This window comes from Marinobacter albus, from assembly GCF_030238305.1.
In the GTDB taxonomy this organism is placed as follows: domain Bacteria; phylum Pseudomonadota; class Gammaproteobacteria; order Pseudomonadales; family Oleiphilaceae; genus Marinobacter; species Marinobacter albus.
In genome coordinates this window covers 452,888-470,314 of record NZ_JASSQD010000002.1, presented here as the reverse complement: position 1 = coordinate 470,314, position 17,427 = coordinate 452,888, and the positions used below count along the sequence as shown (strand labels likewise).

Annotated in this window: 18 protein-coding genes; 7 read left to right on the top strand and 11 right to left on the bottom strand. The window is 61.2% G+C overall.

Features of this window, described 5'->3' with window-relative positions:
- Positions 1 to 191: 191 nt before the first annotated feature.
- Positions 192 to 875, top strand: a complete 684-nt coding sequence (locus tag QQF73_RS13670; protein WP_219867779.1) for a type 1 glutamine amidotransferase domain-containing protein — start codon at positions 192 to 194, stop codon at positions 873 to 875.
- Here QQF73_RS13670 and QQF73_RS13665 read toward each other — a convergent pair whose 3' ends face one another.
- The 10 genes from QQF73_RS13665 to QQF73_RS13620 form a co-directional block, all read right to left on the bottom strand.
- Positions 876 to 1,343 carry an acyl-CoA thioesterase gene (locus QQF73_RS13665; protein ID WP_219867778.1) on the bottom strand — a complete coding sequence of 156 codons (468 nt, stop codon included), beginning with the start codon at positions 1,341 to 1,343 and terminating at the stop codon, positions 876 to 878.
- A 45-nt stretch (positions 1,344 to 1,388) separates the two neighbouring features.
- Complete coding sequence (locus tag QQF73_RS13660) at positions 1,389 to 2,567, bottom strand: benzoate/H(+) symporter BenE family transporter (protein WP_219867777.1); 1,179 nt, start codon at positions 2,565 to 2,567, stop codon at positions 1,389 to 1,391.
- A 115-nt stretch (positions 2,568 to 2,682) separates the two neighbouring features.
- Entirely contained in the window at positions 2,683 to 4,032 is a 1,350-nt protein-coding gene (locus QQF73_RS13655) for an MFS transporter (protein WP_218636434.1), read from the bottom strand.
- A 62-nt stretch (positions 4,033 to 4,094) separates the two neighbouring features.
- Positions 4,095 to 4,874 (bottom strand): benzoate diol dehydrogenase BenD, encoded by a 780-nt coding sequence (gene benD / locus QQF73_RS13650; RefSeq protein WP_218636433.1) that lies wholly within the window; start codon positions 4,872 to 4,874, stop codon positions 4,095 to 4,097.
- Positions 4,871 to 5,899: a benzoate 1,2-dioxygenase electron transfer component BenC gene (benC, locus tag QQF73_RS13645; RefSeq protein WP_218636432.1), complete on the bottom strand. Its 1,029-nt coding sequence runs from the start codon at positions 5,897 to 5,899 to the stop codon at positions 4,871 to 4,873. Before benC ends, benD begins: the two co-directional genes overlap by 4 nt.
- A gap of 20 nt (positions 5,900 to 5,919) precedes the next feature.
- A complete protein-coding gene (benB, locus tag QQF73_RS13640; RefSeq protein WP_218636431.1) occupies positions 5,920 to 6,411 on the bottom strand; it encodes a benzoate 1,2-dioxygenase small subunit in 492 nt (163 codons plus the stop codon).
- A complete protein-coding gene (locus tag QQF73_RS13635) occupies positions 6,408 to 7,784 on the bottom strand; it encodes a Rieske 2Fe-2S domain-containing protein (protein ID WP_218636430.1) in 1,377 nt (458 codons plus the stop codon). Before QQF73_RS13635 ends, benB begins: the two co-directional genes overlap by 4 nt.
- 123 nt (positions 7,785 to 7,907) lie before the next feature.
- Positions 7,908 to 8,849 (bottom strand): catechol 1,2-dioxygenase, encoded by a 942-nt coding sequence (gene catA / locus QQF73_RS13630; RefSeq protein ID WP_219867776.1) that lies wholly within the window; start codon positions 8,847 to 8,849, stop codon positions 7,908 to 7,910.
- Positions 8,850 to 8,918: 69 nt separating this feature from the next.
- Positions 8,919 to 9,209, bottom strand: a complete 291-nt coding sequence (gene catC, locus QQF73_RS13625; RefSeq protein ID WP_218636428.1) for a muconolactone Delta-isomerase — start codon at positions 9,207 to 9,209, stop codon at positions 8,919 to 8,921.
- Positions 9,210 to 9,243: 34 nt separating this feature from the next.
- On the bottom strand, positions 9,244 to 10,365 hold the full coding sequence (locus tag QQF73_RS13620; RefSeq protein WP_285368556.1) for a muconate/chloromuconate family cycloisomerase: 1,122 nt from the start codon (positions 10,363 to 10,365) through the stop codon (positions 9,244 to 9,246).
- Between the two features lie 106 nt (positions 10,366 to 10,471).
- Here QQF73_RS13620 and QQF73_RS13615 point away from each other — a divergent pair, with 106 nt between their 5' ends.
- A complete protein-coding gene (locus QQF73_RS13615) occupies positions 10,472 to 11,374 on the top strand; it encodes a LysR family transcriptional regulator (protein ID WP_218636426.1) in 903 nt (300 codons plus the stop codon).
- Here the strand turns inward: QQF73_RS13615 and QQF73_RS13610 are convergent, their stop codons facing one another.
- Complete coding sequence (locus QQF73_RS13610) at positions 11,375 to 12,154, bottom strand: IclR family transcriptional regulator domain-containing protein (protein WP_218636425.1); 780 nt, start codon at positions 12,152 to 12,154, stop codon at positions 11,375 to 11,377.
- 198 nt (positions 12,155 to 12,352) lie between these two features.
- On the opposite strand from QQF73_RS13610, the gene QQF73_RS13605 reads away from it, so the two are divergent.
- The 5 genes from QQF73_RS13605 (at position 12,353) to QQF73_RS13585 (ending at position 17,385) form a co-directional block, all read left to right on the top strand.
- Positions 12,353 to 13,168, top strand: coding sequence for a CoA transferase subunit A (locus QQF73_RS13605; RefSeq protein WP_218636424.1), 816 nt, complete (start codon positions 12,353 to 12,355; stop codon positions 13,166 to 13,168).
- Positions 13,168 to 13,956 carry a CoA-transferase subunit beta gene (locus QQF73_RS13600; protein ID WP_219867774.1) on the top strand — a complete coding sequence of 263 codons (789 nt, stop codon included), beginning with the start codon at positions 13,168 to 13,170 and terminating at the stop codon, positions 13,954 to 13,956. The genes QQF73_RS13605 and QQF73_RS13600 overlap by 1 nt, the downstream gene beginning before the upstream one ends.
- Positions 13,957 to 13,964: 8 nt before the next feature.
- The gene (gene pcaF / locus QQF73_RS13595) at positions 13,965 to 15,167 is read left to right on the top strand and encodes a 3-oxoadipyl-CoA thiolase (protein WP_285368552.1); all 1,203 of its coding nucleotides are present in this window, start codon (positions 13,965 to 13,967) and stop codon (positions 15,165 to 15,167) included.
- A 15-nt stretch (positions 15,168 to 15,182) separates the two neighbouring features.
- Positions 15,183 to 15,971 (top strand): alpha/beta fold hydrolase, encoded by a 789-nt coding sequence (locus QQF73_RS13590; RefSeq protein WP_218636421.1) that lies wholly within the window; start codon positions 15,183 to 15,185, stop codon positions 15,969 to 15,971.
- A gap of 238 nt (positions 15,972 to 16,209) precedes the next feature.
- Positions 16,210 to 17,385 carry an ABC transporter substrate-binding protein gene (locus QQF73_RS13585; protein WP_285368550.1) on the top strand — a complete coding sequence of 392 codons (1,176 nt, stop codon included), beginning with the start codon at positions 16,210 to 16,212 and terminating at the stop codon, positions 17,383 to 17,385.
- Positions 17,386 to 17,427 lie beyond the last annotated feature (42 nt).

Here is a 17,427-nt window from a genome sequence, read left to right as displayed (position 1 = left end):
GTTGTCCTTCCATGTCGATCTCGCACGTGCCGTCTGAGGTTACCAGACAATACTCAGTATAGCCGCCAACAGATCTGTCTCGCCGCGATCGGCGTACCGAACGGTTGAAATTACTCAGCCCGGCACAACCTTGGGTGACAGGCGCAGTTGAGATTTGCCATTCATTCGTCAATACAAAGGACGGACTTACTATGAAAATTCTGATGGTTCTGACTTCCCATGATCAAATGGGCGACACAGGCCACAAAACCGGCTTCTGGCTGGAAGAATTCACCGCCCCCTATTACGTCTTTAAAGATGCCGGCGCCGACATCACCCTTGCGTCCCCGAAAGGTGGCCAGCCGCCCATCGATCCGAACAGTGAAACGGACGACGCCCTGACCGAGACCACACGCCGGTTCCAGCAGGATGCCCATGCCAAGGAATCGCTTGCCAGCACCAAGAAGCTGAGCGACGTCGACATGAACGACTACGACGCCATTTTCTATCCGGGCGGCCATGGCCCGCTGTGGGATCTGGCCAACGACAAGAAATCCGTTGAACTGATCAAGACGGCCTACGAGCAGGACAAGGTCATTGGTGCCGTCTGCCACGCCCCCGCCGTGTTCCGGGACGTGGAAATCAAACCGGGTCAGAACCTGGTTGGTGGCCGCAATGTGACGGGCTTCAGTAACAGTGAGGAAGAGACTGTCGGCCTGACCAATGTAGTGCCCTTTCTGGTTGAGGACATGCTCAAGGAGAAAACCGGGAGCTATACCTGCGGTGACGATTTCACGCCCCACATCGTGGTGGACGGAAAACTGATCACCGGTCAGAACCCGCCCTCCTCGGAAGGTACCGCCAAGGCCGTGATCCAGGCCCTGCAGGAGAGCTGATCAGCCCTCCTGTACCTGCTCCCCGGCGTGACTGATGAGCACGCCGGGAGCTCCTGCCTCCAACAACCCCCTGATTTTCTCCGGAATCGACACCTTGGCCATCTGCGAGGGCTGGATCATCACGTAGGTGATGTCGGCATCCGCAATCAGCAGGCCATCGCCGTAGCGATGGAACTCCAGGTGCAGGGTGAACGAGGTGTTGCCGATGCGCCCTGCCCGGATGCGGGCCTCCAGCACGTCATCGAATTTTGCCGGCGCCTTCCAGTTGACCGTCAGGCTGACCACCTGAATGTCCAGATCCTGATCCAGCAACCGCTGGTAATCGCCGAACAACGTCCGGATGTATTCGTTGACGGCAATATCGACAAAGTCGCCGTAGCGGGCATTGAAGACAACGCCCTGGGCGTCGCATTCACCGTAGCGCACGCGGAAACGGAAGCGGAATGGCGGATCAAGCTGTTCGGTCATGGTTCACCCGGCACAGAAAATGTGAAGCCAGAGTAACTGATCCGCTCACGATTTTCCGCCAGCCCTGCCATTGAGCACCAGATAGCAGCCATAGCCGATCACCACGCCCCAAAACGCCGAGGACAGCCCGAAGAGGGACATGCCCGAGGCGGTGACGATAAACGCAATCAGCGAGGCCTCCCGGTGGCTGGCGTCTTCCAGGGCCGAGAACAGGTTGCCTGCAATGGCACCCAGCAGGGCCAAACCCGCCAGTACGGCGACAAACGCGGCCGGCAGGGAGGTGAACAGGCTGACGATGGTGCCGGCAAACAACCCGCCCACCAGGTAGAACACGCCGTTGGCGACCCCGGCGATGTAGCGTTTGCCCGGGTCCTTGTGAGCATCCTCCCCGGTGCAGATGGCCGCCGTAATGGCGGCAACGACGGTGGTGATACCGCCAAACAGGGCCATGGGCAGCGACACCAGGCTGGCGACACTGATCACCGGCTTGGCTTTGACGTGGTAGCCGGCCCCGTTAAGGATCGCCATGCCCGGCAGGAACTGTCCGGTCAGGCTGACCAGCACCAGCGGGATGGCCAGGCTCAGGGTCGACCCAAGGTTCCATTCCGGCGCGATGAACTGCGGCACCGCAATCTTCCAGTGCACACCGGAGAGCGAGGCGCCTTCCAGCACCACCGCCAGGATCACGCCGGTGATCAGCAACAAAACCAGCGTGTACTTGGGTAGCAGGCGCCGGAACACCACGTACGCCACCAGCATCCCCAGAGCCAGGGCCGGGGTGGTCTCAATGGAGGTAAACGCCGCGACTCCGAACTGGAACAGGATGCCCGCCATCATGCCCGCGGCGATGCCCTTGGGAATGGCCCTAACAAAGGCGTCGAAGGTGCCGGTTATACCGATGACGAAAATAATAATGGCGGCGGTGATGTAGGCGCCAACCGCCTCGTTCAGGGAAAGTTCGGGAAACAGGGTGACCAGCAACGCCGTGCCGGGGGCAGACCAGGCGGTCACGATGGGCGCCTTGAGCCAGAGACTCAGCACGATGCCGGAGATGGCTGCGCCCATGGAAATCGCCCAGACCCAGGAAGTCATCATTTCCGGCGAGATACCGGCGCTGCTTCCGGCCTGGAAGAAAATGGCCAGCGGGCCGGAATAGGACACCAGCACCGCGAGGAACCCGGCCACCACCGCAGATAACGACAGGTCTTTCATAACATCAGGCATGAAAAATCCTTACTGAGGGCCAATCAAAAATTAAAAAAAGGCCCGGCAAGCATACGCTCTCGGGCCAAAGAGGGGTACGACTGACTGTCTACCCAGACACAACGACAACGCTCAATCAGTTACTCGCAACCGCGGCCGAACGCCGCACCGGCTCTGTGGTTCTGAACCGGGAAGCCTTGCGCCCCACCAGCGCGACGGCAACGGTTGCGATGACGCCCGGAATGGCCAGCGCCAGGAAGTTCATGTGGTGCGGCAGCGCCAGAGCCAGCAGGGTTCCGCCAAGCATGGGCCCGACAATCGCACCGTTGCGGCCGATACCCGACGCCCAACCCAGGCCAGTGGAACGGATACTGGTCGGGTAATACTGGGCCACATAGGCGTACAGCAGGATCTGGGAGCCAATGGTGGTCGCGCCCGCCACGCCCATCAGCGTGTACAGGAACCACATCGGGCTCTCATAGCCGAGCAGGACCAGCGAGCCCGACCCGAGTACAAAGAAACTCACCAGCACCGAGCGCAGGGAAAACCGGTCGGCCAGCCAGCCCCCACCCACGGCACCGATGATCGCGCCTACGTTCAGGACCATCAGGAACATCAGGCTTGAACTCAGGGCATAGCCGGCGTTGGACATCAGCTTGGGCAGCCAGGACCCCAGCGCATAGACCATCAGCAGGCAGCAGAAGAACGCGGTCCAGAACATCAGGGTGCTCATGGCCCGGCCACCCCGGAACAGCTCCAGTACGGGCGCCTTGCTGTCGGTGGTGGCTGGAAAAGTCAGCCGGTCCAGCTCGTTGATGTCCCTGAAGGGTGCAACCTGCTGGAGAATACGCCGTGCTTCATCGTCCCGCTTTTTCGCCATCAGGAAGGCCACGGACTCCGGCAGGAATTTCAGCATGAATGGCAGCATCAGCATGGGCACGACGGCCAGGTAGAACATGATCTCCCACCCGAAGTTGGGCACGATCCAGATACCCAGGCCGGCCGACATCATGCCGCCCACGGCGTAGCCACTGAACATCAGCGCCACCAGCGTGCTGCGCTTGCGCGCCGGTGAGTATTCACTCATCAGTGAGACCACGTTGGGCATCACACCGCCGATACCCAGGCCGGCAATGAAGCGCAGGATACCGAACTGCCAGGGCGTGGTGGCAAACCCGTTGATCACCGTGGTAACGCTGAACAGCACCACACAGGCAATGATCACGTTCTTTCGGCCCAGCCGGTCCGACAGCATGCCAAAGCCCATGGCCCCGAACATCATGCCAAACAGAGCGCTGCTGCCCAGAAGCCCGGCAACATAGGGGTTCAGGCCCCACTGCTCCATCAGCAGCGGCAACACCACACCGTAGATCACCAGGTCGTAGCCATCAAAGATGATGATCAGGGTGCACCAGAAGAGTACCTTCCAGTGGAATCGGTTGAAGGCGGCGTTATCGATAACGTCGTTTACGTCGATGTTTCTCATGATCTCTCACTCCCGCTGTTGTTCTTGTGCGGAGTTAATGGAATGGGTTGATCCGGGCGGTTCTAGCCCAGGTCCCCGCCTGCCACCGGCAGGACGGTCCCGGTCATGTAGGACGAGGCGTCTGATGCCAGAAACAGAATCGGTTCGGCCTGTTCGTCCAGGGTTCCGTAACGGTGCATGAAGCTGTTTTCCGTGGTCTGGTCGACCAGCGTCTGGTACCACGCCTTTTCCTGGTCGCTCTGCTCGCTGGCATTGCGCGGTGTCAGACGCGGTGGCGCCTCGGTACCGCCCGGTGCCGCAGCATTCACCCGGATGTTGTGGCCGGCATACTCATACGCCATGTTCACGGTCATGGCATTGACGCCGCCCTTGGCTGCGCCGTAGGGCACTCGCATCAGCCCCCGGGTTGCCACCGACGACACGTTCACGATTACCCCGCCTTTCTGCTCCAGCATGTAGGGCAGCACGGCGCGACAGCTCCACAGGGTGGTGAACAGCGAGCGCTGGATTTCCTTTTCGATCTGCTCCGGCGTGTAATGCTCGAAAGGCTGGGCCCAGATCGTTCCGCCGACGTTATTGATCAGGATGTCGATGCGGCCGAAATGCTTGTGGGCCTCCGCCATGACGGTTTCGGCGCCGGCCCAGGTTTCCAGGTTGGCCTGGACCGCCACGGTGTCCGCGCCCTGATCACGAAGCTCCGCCGCCACACCCTGGACGTAGTCCGCAATGTCCACCACCAGCAGCCGCGCGCCCTCGGCGGCGGCCAGCTCGGCAACGCGCTTGCCAATGCCCTGGGCCGCGCCGGTGATCACCATCACCTTGTCCGTGAATCGCGCTTTCATGCGACCTTCTCCTCGGCGGCCGGCGCACTCGGGGTGAACTTCTCGTAGTGGAACGAGTTCGGCTGGATGCCTTTCTCCCGGAAGAATCCAAGCACCGAATCCACCATCGGTGGCGGCCCGCACAGATAGACGTCCACATCGCCGTCGTTCAGCGGGGCCTGGTCCATGTGATGGGTGACATAGCCCTTGCGCGGATGATCGCTGTCGTCGCTGGAGACACAGGTGACATAACTGAAGTTGTCCAACTCCCCGGCAAAGCGGTCGAGGATATCCAGGCACACCAGGTCATCCTCGTTGCTCACGCCATACACCAGGTGCGCTGGCAGGTCACAACCATTGGCCTTCATGTGTTCCAGCTTGGCCAGGAACGGCGCCAGGCCGGTACCGCCTGCCAACATCAGGACCGGTCGCTCGATGGGGCGCAGGTAGAAACTGCCCATCGGGCCGGTCAGGGTGACCTTGTCACCGGTGCGGGCCTTGCCCACCAGCCAGGAGCTCATCAACCCGCCCGGCACGTTCCGGATCAGGAAGCTCAGATCCCGGCTGCCGGGTTTGGAGCTGAAGGAATAGGCGCGGGTCTGATCCGTACCCGGCACCTGGATATTCACGTACTGCCCGGGCAGGAACGCGATGTCGTCGTCCGAGGTAATTTTCAGCTCGATGGACGTGGGCGAAATCAGGTTCACCTCGGCCACCGTGCCGGTGACTTCGGCATTGCCGGTCTTGCACAGGGTGGACGCCACCGGGACTTCGACCACGCAATCGCTGGAGGGCACCATCTGGCAGGTCAGGATCATGCCCTGCTCGAGTTCCTCGTCGGACAGCGCCTCGTCGATGTATTCGTCCCCCAGGTCGAAGTTGCCCTGATGGCAGGCACCCTTGCAGGTGCCGCAGACGCCATCGGAACAGTCCATGGGCAGATTGATCTGCGCACGGTAGGCGGCATCCAGAACCGTCTCGCCCTCGTTGCAGGAGACAAACCGGGTAACGCCGTCTTCAAAGTTCAGTGCGATGTTGTAACTCATGATGCTGCTCTCCCCATCAATTACAGGTGGTAAACGTCCACCACCTGATTGATGCAATCGTTGGTCAGAACGATTTTCTTGAACCGGATCAGTGGCTCGCCGCCACGCACATCCAGGGTGTAGAAAGACGTTCCGTAGTATTCCTGGGTTTTCTGGTACCGGTAGGACTTGGTCAGCCAGTTGAACCGGAGCTGCACTTCGTTGTCGTCCTGGGACAGAATTTCCAGGCCGCTGATGAAGTGATTGGTACGCGGTTCCGGCAGGGAACTGGCGCCGGAGCGCTCCGTCTTCAGTCGGTAGACCCGATCCTCAAGACCATCCTTGCTGGGGTAATAGATGAGCGAGATCTCGCTTTGCGGATCCTCGGTCAGCTCGTCATTGTCATCCCAGGCCGGCATCCAGTAGGTGACGTCCTCGTGGTAACACTCCAGCCAGCGGTCCCAGTCGCGATCGTCCAGGTAGCGGGCCTCACGGAGGATGAACTGCTCGATATCGTGGTAGCTAAGGCTCATGCGGACGCCTCCTCTTCGGTCACGGGGATGAAACGGGCACGCTCGGCATCAATGGCACGGATCATCTCGTCCTGCCAGTGCTTGTGATGGTTCACGTACAGGCCTTCGTCTTCGGGCTTGGAGCCACTCATGGTCGGCTTCATGTCCAGCTGGTTGGCATGGTCGTCCGGCCCGTCGATCCAATGAGCGGCGCCCCGGCTCATGTCGTTCCAGCGCGCGTCGCGGGCTTCGTAGCCACTCTGGCAGGCGCGGAATTCCTCCAGGTCGTCCGGTGTGCCCATGCCGGACACGTTGAAGAAGTCCTCGTACTGTCGAATGCGCTTGGTGCGCAGCTCAGCCGGCTCGTTCTTCGGACCGAACGCGTAGATGGTGACCTCGGTCTTGTTCACGTCGATCGGGCGGGTGACCCGGATCTGTGTGGAGAACTGGTCCATCAGGTACACGTTCGGATACAGGCACAGATTCTTGGTGGTACGGACGATGGAATCGGCACGGGCCTCACCGTAGGTTTTTTCCAGTCGCTCCAGCTGGCTGAAGATCGGACGAACCTCAGGGTTGAGCAGGCGCGTCCAGAGCATCATGTGGCCGTTCTCAAAGGAGTAGAAACCGCCTTCGGCCGACCAGCTCTTGGCGTCCACGGCCTCGGTGCCGCCCTTTTCATAGTTGCGCTGGCCCATGGTGGACAGGTAGTTCCAGTGCACGGTGCTGACGTGATAGCCGTCGGCGCCATTCTCGGCGGTCAGTTTCCAGTTACCCTCATAGGTGTAGGTGGAGCTGCCGCGCAGAATCTCCAGACCGTCCTCGGACTGGTCGACGATGTTGTCGATGATCTTGGTGGTCTCGCCCAGGTGCTCCTCCAGGGGCAGTACATCGGCATTCAGGCTGCCGAACAGGAAACCACGGTAATTGCCGAACTTGGGCATCTCTTTGAGATCGTGGGAACCGTCGGTGTTGAACTGTTCCGGGTAGCCGCCCTTCTTCTGGTCCTTCGCTTTCAGCAGTCGACCATCGTTGCTGAAGGTCCAGCCGTGGAACGGACAGGTGAACGAGGTCTTGTTGCCGCGCTTCTTGCGGCAAAGGGTGGCGCCACGGTGGGAGCAGGTGTTCAGGATGGCTTTCAGATCGCCCGCCTTGGTCCGGGTGATGATCACCGGCTGACGCCCGACGGTCACTGTGAAGTAGTCGCCCGGGTTCGGGATCTGACTCTCGTGGGCCAGGTAGACCCAGTTGCCTTCGAAGATGTACTTCATTTCCAGGTCAAACAGTTCGCGGTCGGTGAAGATACCGCGATCGCACTGGTAGCGACCGGTTTCCGGGTCCGCGACCACCGCATTGCGGACCTTGTCTGCGAGTTGTTCAAGTTTGTTGCTCATGTCATCTCACTCCTCTTGTTCTTGTGATGCCCGGTTTCGGGCGTGAGTCTCCCCGGGCCACCCCGTTTTCGGGGTGGCCGATCACAAAAACGATGAACCTTGGGTGTCGGTGGAAGAGGCCGTTCAGGCCGCCTCACCCTCCAGTGCGCGCTTGCGCTCGTGACGGGTCTGGAGCTCCGGCTTGTCGGTCGACACCAGCTGGATATTGAACTCCACCTCGGTGAACGGCGCGTTCAGGCCGAATGCCTCGGCCCTGGCGGGGTCCTCAATGCGGTTGGCGTCAACCACCAGCTCGTCCCGGGTCGCGAAGGCAAAGTCATCGTAGGTGTACTCATCACCAGCCAGGTTGATCTGGGTGGTCAGGTGCTTGAAGCCCGGCTTGGAGATAAAGAAGTGGATGTGCGCCGGACGGTTGCCATGACGGCCCAACAGGTTCAGCAGCGCCTGGGTGGAACCCTCGGGCGGGCAGCCGTAACCGGACGGGATGATGGAGCGGGCGGTGTAACGGCCATTCTCATCGGTGACGATCCGGCGACGCAGGTTGTACTCGCTCTGGGACTGATCGAAGTAGGAGTAGGCACCCTTGGTGTCCGCGTGCCACACGTCAACCACGGCGTTGGTAACAGGCTGACCGTTCTCGTCAGTCACCTGACCGGTCAGGACCATGGTCTCGGCGTTCTCATCGGAGCCATCGTCCATGCGGGCGAAACCGTCGCTTTTGGGCGCACCGGCCACGTACAGCGGGCCTTCGATGGTGCGCGGCGTGCCGCCGTCCAGGCCTGCCTGCTCATCTTCCGCGTCAAGCCGGATGTCCAGGTACTTGTCCATACCCAGGCCCGGTGCCAACAGGGCGGCCTCACCGTTCTGGCCCAGTTCGTTTACGTAGTACACGGCTTGCCAGAATTCATCCGGAGTGACATCAAAGTCTTCGATAATCTGAAAAACATCGTGCATAACCCGGTGAACAATCTTCTTCACCCGTTCGTTCCCACCGTCCGTGTTGAAGCCGGCAACTTTCTCCAGCAGGTCCTTCACTTCCGCAGTTTGCATGGTTTTAACGGTCATTGTTGGTCTCCTCGTACTCTTGTTGTTGTTGCTCAAAACAGCTCTTCGGTTGGCAACGGTGCGTTGGGTTTAACGGTCGTCCTCATGGATCGAGGACGGATGTCGGCACAGGGGCGCGACAGTGATATCCATGTAGGGGAACAGCGGCAGGTTGCTGATCAACTCCTGCAATTCGGCGTTGTCCTCTACATCAAAGATGCTGACGTTGGCGTAGCTGCCGGCCACCCGCCAGAGGTGACGCCACTTTCCCTGGTCCTGCAGACCCTGGGCGTAGGCTTTCTCCCGGGCCTTGATGTCCGCGGCTACGTCGGCGGGCATGTCGTGGGGGATGTTCACCTTCATCTCAACTTTGAACAGCATGTACTTTCCTCCGTTTTCAGAGCGTTCCGGTGCCTCAGGCTTTCCGGCGGTAATGGGCCAGTTTGTCTTCGTCGAGTGCGATGCCCAGGCCCGGGCCTTTTGGCAGGTCGACCCCGTTGTCATGGAAATTCAGGGGCGTGGCCACGATGTCGTCTTTCATCAGCAGAGGACCAAACATCTCGGTACCCCAGTGCAGGTTTTCGAGGGTGGACCAGGCGTGCAGCGACGCGGCGGAACCGATGGTGCCCTCCAGCATGGTGCCGCCATACAGACCGATACCGGCGGCCTGGGCGACCGCTGCCTGCTCCAGGGCGCGAATCGGACCACCGGCCTTGGCAATTTTCATGGCGACGGCGCCGGAAAAGCCGGCTGCGGCCAGGTTGTACAAATCCTTGGCATCTGCGACGGCTTCGTCCGCGAGAATGGGGATATGGAATTTGTCCGACAGGCGCGCCAGGGCGGCGCAGTCTTTCATCGGTGTCGGCTGCTCCACCAGATCAATGCCTGCGGCCTGCAGTTCCGCCATCCCCCTGGCGGCGGTGGCCTCGTCCCAAGCCTGATTCACGTCCACCCGGACACTGGCACTTTCGCCCACCGCATCCTTGATTGCCGCCACGTGGCGCACGTCGTCCATCAGGGCGCGGGAACCGATCTTCAGTTTGAAATCGCAGTGACGACGGGTTTCGATCAAGCCGAGGGCTTCCTCGATGTCCTTGCCGGTATCGCCACTGGCCAGAGTCCAGAGCACCGGAAGGTGCTGGTGGACGGAACCGCCAAGCAGATCGGAGACCGGGCGATTCAGGCGCTTGCCCTGAAGATCCAGCAACGCGGTTTCAATGGCCGACTTGGCCAGGTTGTTGCCCCGGGTCGAGCGGTTTAACATTACCCTCAGGGTATTGATGTTGCCGGCGGGCTGGCCAATCAGTTGCGATTTGAAATAGGTATCAATGGTAAGTTTCACGCTTTCGGGGCTTTCCGGACCGTAGGCCAGTCCACCGATGGTCGTGGCTTCGCCCAGTCCCTCGATGCCATCGGAGTCCTTCATCCGCACGATCACCATGCTCTGAACCCCCATGGTTGTCATGGAAAGCTTGTGAGGGCGGATGGTCGGGATATCGACCAGTATCGCTTCGATGGATTGAATGGTGGCGGACATGGGCTCTCCGAATCGCAAGTTAGAAATCCTGTGATTCGAACAGTACGAAGTTTCACGGATGTGAACCAATATTGATTAAGTAATAACCGATACCCTGGAGGTATGGATGGAGCTGAGACACCTGCGGTACTTCGTGGCAGTGGGAGAGGAAGGCAACCTGACCCGGGCCGCCGAAAAGCTGTTTATTGCACAACCACCGTTGACCCGGGCCATGAAGCAGCTTGAGGAGGAAATCGGGGTCGAGCTGTTTGTCCGCAAACCCAGGGGGCTGGAACTGACCAACGGCGGGGAGTACTTCCTGGAGCAGGCGCGACAGATTCTGGACAAGGTCACCGCAACGGTCGAAGACACCCGACGCATCGCCCAGCACCGCAAGACCATTTTCTCCATCGGCTTCGTGCCGTCGGTGTTCTACGGCCAGCTACCGCTGATGGTCCGGCGTCTGCGCCGGAACAAGAACCTGGAGATTGTGCTGCACGAGCTGAAAACCCGGGAGCAGGTGGAGGCCCTGAAAACGGGCAAGATTGATATCGGCTTTGGCCGCATCAGCATCGAAGATCCCGACGTGGAGCAGGAACTGCTGTTCGACGAGCCGATCATTGCGGCCATTCCGGCCGGCCACCAGCTGACCCGACACCCGCCGTCCATGAAAGAACTGTCGGCCTGGCCCATGGTGACCTTTCCTGCGGGCCCGGGTCCGAACTTCGCCGACATCACCCAGGGCCTGTTCCACCGGCGCGGCCTCAAGATCCACGTCAGCCAGCAGGTCAATGATCTTCAGACCGCGCTGTCCCTGGTCGCCTCCGACATGGGCTTTACCCTGGTACCGGAACAGGTCCGGAAACTGAACCGCGAGGGTGTGGAGTTCATGCCTCTGGAGGACAACAACATCACCACACCGGTCATCGCCTCGCGCCGGCGCGGCGAGAACCCGAATGCTGTCATGCGCCTGGCCAACACTATCCTCGCCGAGCTGGTGGAGAACCGGCTGACTGGACGCTATCCCTGATCAGCGGGTGGTCTGCCGGACCTTCTCGGCAATGGCCTGAAGCCGCGGAAGGTAGACACCCATGAGGGTGTCCAGGGTCACCCTGGCCGCATTGGTGCTGATATTGATCGCCCCCAGCAGCTCGCCACTGCCCGCGAACACCGGAACCGCCACCGACCGCAAGCCCTGGTCCAGCTCCTGGTCCACGATGGAATACCCCTGCTCCCGGGCCTTGTAGATTTCGGCGCGCAAGGTCTCCTTGCTGGTGATTGAGGATGGCGTGAGCGCCTTCAGGTCGACGCGACGGAGAAATTGCTCCAGCTCATCCTCCGGCAACTGGCCAAGCAACACCCTGCCCATGGAAGTATAGGCCGCCGGCAATCGGGTCCCCACGGAGAGCGTGATCGCCATCAGCCGCTGGCGCGCGGCCGAACGCACGACATAGACCACTTCATCACCGTCCAGCACCGCCAGTGACGAGGATTCACCCAGCTCGGCGGTAATGTCCTCCAGGTATTGCTGAATCACCGCCCGGTACTGGTTCGAAGCCTGGTAGGCGTAGCCCAGCTGCAACACCCGGGGCGTCAGCTCGAACTGGCGACCGCTGCGCTTGACGAACCCGAGCGCGTGCAGGGTGAGCAGAAAACGCCGCGCCTTGGCCCGGTCCATGTCCGTTCTTGCGGCCACTTCACTGAGGGTCATGCGCGGGTGCTCGGCATCGAAGGCCTGGAGCACGTCCAGCCCCGAGGCCAGCGCCCCCACATAGTCCCGATCCCCGGGCTTGAGAATCTGTTCGTCCATTCCGGCTCCTTCAATGCCTTGCGCAGTCAATGTCAGCGCATGGTACCAGCTCGTTCGCAGTCCGAACATCCGTGCACTTTTCGAAATTGGTGAAAATTTGTACTTGACGATGCAAATCGAATCGCGCCATTATGTTCGCATATTAAACTTCTGTTCGCATATCGAACTTATCAACCGAGACACGAAGGAGACACTGCGATGGCTGAATTCCTCTCCCTCCAGGAAGCGGTGAGCAAACACATCAACAACGGTGACACCGTGGCGATGGAAGGCTTTACCCACCTGATTCCGTTTGCCGCGGGGCACGAAATCATCCGTCAGGAAAAGCGCGACCTGACCCTGATCCGTATGACACCGGACCTGGTGTACGACCAGATGATCGGTGCCGGCTGCGCGAAGAAACTGATCTTCTCCTGGGGCGGTAACCCGGGCGTGGGCTCCCTGCACCGGCTGCGAGACGCGGTTGAGAAAGGCTGGCCGCACCAGATCGAGATCCTTGAGCACAGCCACGCCGCCATGGCCAACGCCTATGAAGCCGGGGCCGCCGGCCTGCCGCTGGCGGTTCTGCGTGGTTACGTCGGTAGCGACCTGCCGAAGGTGAACGACCAGATCAAATTCATCGAGTGCCCGTTCACCGGAGAGCGCCTGGCTGCCGTGCCCTCCGTTCGCCCGGATGTGGCCGTGATTCACGCCCAGCGGGCTGACCGCAAGGGCAATGTGCTGATCGAGGGCATCGTCGGTATTCAGAAGGAAGTGGTCCTGGCCGCCAAACGCAGCATCGTCACCGTGGAAGAAGTCGTCGACGACCTCGGTGCCTCCGTAAACGCCTGCGTGCTGCCGTCCTGGGCGATCACCGCCATTGCCGAAGCCCCGAAAGGTGCCAAACCCTCCTACGCCCTGGGTTACTACGACCGGGACAACGCCTTCTACAAGGACTGGGATGGCATTGCCCGTGACAGAGACACCTTCCAGGCCTGGCTGAAAGAAAACGTTTTTGAAAAAGGAGCTGCGTGATGAGCCTCGAATTTACCTCTTCGGAAATGATGAGCGTCACGGCCGCCCGGGCGCTGACCAACGACATGACCTGCTTCGTGGGCATTGGTCTGCCCAGCGAGGCCGCCAACCTGGCGCGCCTGACCCACGCTCCGGACGTCACCCTGATCTATGAATCCGGCACTCTGCAGACCAAGCCGGACGTTCTGCCCCTGTCCATCGGTGACGGCGAGCTGTGCGAATCCGCGCTGACCACGGTGTCGGTCCCGGAGATGTTTCGCTATTGGCTGCAGGGCGGTCACATCAGTGTCGGCTTTCTGGGTACCGCCCAGATCGACCGTTTCGCCAACCTGAACACCACCCTGATCGGCGATTACCGGGAGCCCAAGGTCCGCCTGCCGGGCGGTGGCGGTGCACCGGAAATAGCCACCAACGCGAAGGAAGTGTTCATTACCGTCAAGCACTCCAAGCGCACTTTCGTTAAGGACGTGGACTTTGTGACCACCGTCGGCTTCGGTCGGGACGGCAAGGCCCGGGATAACGTCCCTCACATCGGCCGCGGCCCCACCGTGGTGATCACCGACCTGTGTATCCTCAAGCCGGACCCGGAAACCAAGGAACTGGTGGTCACCTCCCTGCACCCGAACGTCACCCGGGAAGATGTGATCGAGGCCACCGGCTGGGACATCCGCTTCGCCGACGAGCTGGTAACCACCCCGGCTCCCACGGCCAGGGAACTGGACGTGCTGCGGGATCTGAAGGCACGCACAAACGCCCATCACTCTTCAACTCAATCTGGCCAACAGTGAGGCAAGTTATGACTGACGTATTTCTCTGCCACCCCCGCCGTTCGGCCATCGGCCGCTTCGGCGGCACCCTTGCCAGCGTGCGCCCGGACGACCTGGCCGCCCACATTTTCAAGGCCGTGCTGGAGCAGGCCCCGGAGCTGGACCCGGCCGCCATCGACGAAGTGATGATGGGCAGCGCCAATCAGGCCGGTGAAGATAACCGAAACGTGGCCCGCATGTCCGCGCTGTTGGCTGGTTTGCCCACTTCCGTACCCGGTACCACCCTCAACCGGCTGTGCGGCTCCGGCATGGACGCCGTGGGCACCGCATTCCGCGCCATCCGCGCGGGTGAAATGGAGCTGGTGCTGGCCGGCGGCGTGGAATCCATGTCCCGCGCCCCGTACGTGATGGGCAAGGCCGACACCGCCTTCTCCCGCGGCCAGAAGATCGAGGACACCACCATCGGCTGGCGCTTCGTGAACCCGTTGATGAAAAAGCAGTACGGCATCGACTCCATGCCAGAAACTGCGGAGAACGTCGCCGAAACGTTCAATATCTCCCGGGAAGATCAGGACCTGTTTGCGTTTCGCTCCCAGCAGAAAACGGCCCGGGCGCAGCAGGATGGTGTGTTCGCCGAAGAGATCGTGCCGGTTTCGATTCCGCCCCGGAAACAGGATCCGCTTGTCTTCGACACCGACGAACACCCTCGCGAAAGCACCCCGGAGAAGCTCGCCGCCCTGCCCACGCCTTTCCGTGACAATGGCAGCGTGACGGCCGGCAACGCCTCCGGCGTCAACGACGGCGCCGCCGCCATGCTGGTGGCCAGTGAAGCTGCCGTGAACAAACAGGGCCTGAAGCCGATGGCAAAGATCCTCGGCATGGCCACGGCCGGCGTGGAGCCGCGCATCATGGGCATCGGCCCGGTACCGGCGGTTCGCAAGCTGCTGGAGAAACAGGGCATCGGCATCGACCAGCTTGATGTAATCGAGCTGAACGAAGCCTTTGCCGCCCAGGGCCTGGCCGTGCTGCGTGAACTGGGCATTGCCGATGACGATCCCCGGGTTAACCCGAACGGCGGCGCCATTGCCCTTGGCCATCCCCTGGGGATGTCCGGCGCCCGTCTGCTGATGACCGCCGCTCATCAGTTGCAGCGCACCGGCGGCCGCTATGCCCTGTGCACCATGTGTGTCGGGGTAGGTCAGGGCATTGCTACACTCATCGAACGGGTCTGAGCCGGGGAGCAAAACATGGCATTTCTCAAACACAACGGCCGTACACTCTGTTACCGCCTGCTCGGCGACAGCGCCAAGCCATTGATTCTGATGGCCCACCCCCTGGGCATGACCCAGGGTGTCTGGGACGACATGCTGCCGTCCTTACTGGGCAAATTCCGGGTGCTGACCTGGGATTTGCCGGGCCACGGCGCAAGCGCCGCCTGGCCGGCCGGTTCCAGCCGGATCACCCCGGACGACCTGGCCCGGGAAGCCCTGGCGCTGGCAGACAACGCAGGGGTCGAGCAGTTTCACTTTGTCGGCACCTCAATCGGCGGCGTTATTGGCCAGCAACTGGTCAGCCAGCACGCCGACCGCCTGCTGTCCGCCACGCTCACCAATACCGGAGCGGTCATTGGCACCGCCGACGCCTGGAACACCCGTTCGGCCAACGTACTGGAACTCGGGCTCCAGACCATGGCCGTGGACATCGTGCCACGCTGGTTCGGACCCAACGCCTGTGAACAACAGCCAGCGCTGGTGGAAGGCTGGCGGGTGATCATGGGGCGCGGTGATAACCGCAGCTATGCCCTGCTGTGCGAGATGCTGGGCCGGGCCGATTTCCGTGAGCAACTCGGGCACCACCAGGTGGCACTGGCATTGATCGGCGGCACTGACGACGTGGCCACACCCCCGGAAACACTTCAGGCACTGGCCCAGTGCAGCGGCGCGCAGGAACCGGTCATCCTGGAAGGGATTGGCCATGTTCCCTCGGTGGAATGCCCGCAAAAATTCAGCCAGATGCTGATTCGTAACCTGGTCTGACCATCGGCCAGGCGAGACCGTCCTGGTGGCGGTGTGTTGTCTTCCCAGGGTCTTCTCCATGTGACCCCTTGCCCAGCGGCTCAGCCCCTGGGCTTTTTTGTGCCCCAATCCACTGAAATCCATCGCTTCCATCCCGGCTCTGCAACCACCGGACACGCCTGTGCAGAAAACGGATATTTCTTAAGCCCCTTCCCGCCTCTAATGACAGAACCCACAACAACAAAATTGAGGTGAGCACATGAACCCCATTAAAACCCTTGCCAGCACTGCCTTGGCAACCACCCTGGCCGCCGGGCTTTCTACCTCTGCCCTGGCGGCTGCCGGCGACCCGGTGAAAATCGGTGTCATGCTGCCGTTCAGCGGCATCTACGCCCAGCTGGGTGAGGCCGGTCGGGACGGCCTCAGGCTGGCCCTGAAACAACGTGTCGACCAGTTGCACGGTGCCGAAATCGAGTTCGTTGAGCTGGATACTGAGGCCAAGCCCTCAAGGGCCCCGGAACTGGCCTCCTCGCTGCTCAACCAGCACAAAGCGGACTTCGTGATCGGTCCGGTTCACTCCGGTGTTGCCATGGGCATGATCAAGATGCTGCGCGGCAAGGACACCATCATGATCATCCCCAACGCGGGTTCGGCCGCCGCAACCGGCCCCCTGTGTTCGCCCAACGTGTTCCGGACCTCCTTCTCGTCCTGGCAGCCGTCCTACCCCATGGGCAAGGTCGCTCTCGATAAGGGCTATAAAAAGGTCTACGCCATCAGCTGGAACTACGGCATGGGCCGCGAGAGCCTGGATGCCTTCGCCGAATCCTTCGAGGCCGGTGGCGGCGAGATCGTTGAGAAGGTCCTGCTGCCCTTCCCGTCCACCAACTTCCAGTCCCACGTCAGTGACATTGCCGACGAGCAACCGGATGCCGTGTTCACCTTCTTCGCCGGCGGCGGGGCTATCAAGTTTGCCAAGGATTACGACGCCATGGGCCTGCGCGGCAAGATCCCGCTGCTGGGTTCCGGCTTCCTGACCGAAGGCACTCTGGAGGCCCAGGGCCCTGCCGCCGAGGGCATCATGACGGGCCTGCACTACGCGGAGCAGCTCGACATTCCCGAGAACCACGAATTCCGTGAAGCCTTCAACACCGAATACGGCCACTACCCCGACATCTACGCCGTGCAGGGCTACGACGCCGGTCAGGCCATCGCCGACACCATCGACCAGCTGGGCGGCGACATCTCCGACAAGCAGGCGGTGATCAGCACCATGGAGAAACTGACCATCAACAGCCCGCGCGGTGCATTCACCTTCTCCAAGGCTCACAACCCGATCCAGAACATCTACCTCCGGGAAGTGAAAGATGGCGTGAACGTGGTGCAGACCGTTGCCGCCCAGGCGCTGGAAGATCCGGCCCGCGGCTGCAGGATCTGAGCAAGGGTTCCGATGACTCCCGGCAGCCGCCGGGAGTTTCCC

Excerpts from the sequence above, each read along its gene's own strand:
- benB (WP_218636431.1), bottom strand. The coding sequence starts at position 6,411 with ATGAGCCTTAGCTACCACGATATCGAGCAGTTCATCCTCCGTGAGGCC.
- QQF73_RS13660 (WP_219867777.1), bottom strand. The coding sequence starts at position 2,567 with ATGCCTGATGTTATGAAAGACCTGTCGTTATCTGCGGTGGTGGCCGGG.
- catC (WP_218636428.1), bottom strand. The coding sequence starts at position 9,209 with ATGCTGTTCAAAGTTGAGATGAAGGTGAACATCCCCCACGACATGCCC.
- pcaF (WP_285368552.1), top strand. The coding sequence starts at position 13,965 with ATGACTGACGTATTTCTCTGCCACCCCCGCCGTTCGGCCATCGGCCGC.
- benC (WP_218636432.1), bottom strand. The coding sequence starts at position 5,899 with ATGAGTTACAACATCGCACTGAACTTTGAAGACGGCGTTACCCGGTTT.
- QQF73_RS13605 (WP_218636424.1), top strand. The coding sequence starts at position 12,353 with ATGGCTGAATTCCTCTCCCTCCAGGAAGCGGTGAGCAAACACATCAAC.
- benD (WP_218636433.1), bottom strand. The coding sequence starts at position 4,874 with ATGAAAGCGCGATTCACGGACAAGGTGATGGTGATCACCGGCGCGGCC.
- QQF73_RS13610 (WP_218636425.1), bottom strand. The coding sequence starts at position 12,154 with ATGGACGAACAGATTCTCAAGCCCGGGGATCGGGACTATGTGGGGGCG.
- QQF73_RS13635 (WP_218636430.1), bottom strand. The coding sequence starts at position 7,784 with ATGAGCAACAAACTTGAACAACTCGCAGACAAGGTCCGCAATGCGGTG.
- catA (WP_219867776.1), bottom strand. The coding sequence starts at position 8,849 with ATGACCGTTAAAACCATGCAAACTGCGGAAGTGAAGGACCTGCTGGAG.
- QQF73_RS13615 (WP_218636426.1), top strand. The coding sequence starts at position 10,472 with ATGGAGCTGAGACACCTGCGGTACTTCGTGGCAGTGGGAGAGGAAGGC.
- QQF73_RS13670 (WP_219867779.1), top strand. The coding sequence starts at position 192 with ATGAAAATTCTGATGGTTCTGACTTCCCATGATCAAATGGGCGACACA.
- QQF73_RS13665 (WP_219867778.1), bottom strand. The coding sequence starts at position 1,343 with ATGACCGAACAGCTTGATCCGCCATTCCGCTTCCGTTTCCGCGTGCGC.
- QQF73_RS13655 (WP_218636434.1), bottom strand. The coding sequence starts at position 4,032 with ATGAGAAACATCGACGTAAACGACGTTATCGATAACGCCGCCTTCAAC.
- QQF73_RS13600 (WP_219867774.1), top strand. The coding sequence starts at position 13,168 with ATGAGCCTCGAATTTACCTCTTCGGAAATGATGAGCGTCACGGCCGCC.
- QQF73_RS13620 (WP_285368556.1), bottom strand. The coding sequence starts at position 10,365 with ATGTCCGCCACCATTCAATCCATCGAAGCGATACTGGTCGATATCCCG.
- QQF73_RS13585 (WP_285368550.1), top strand. The coding sequence starts at position 16,210 with ATGAACCCCATTAAAACCCTTGCCAGCACTGCCTTGGCAACCACCCTG.
- QQF73_RS13590 (WP_218636421.1), top strand. The coding sequence starts at position 15,183 with ATGGCATTTCTCAAACACAACGGCCGTACACTCTGTTACCGCCTGCTC.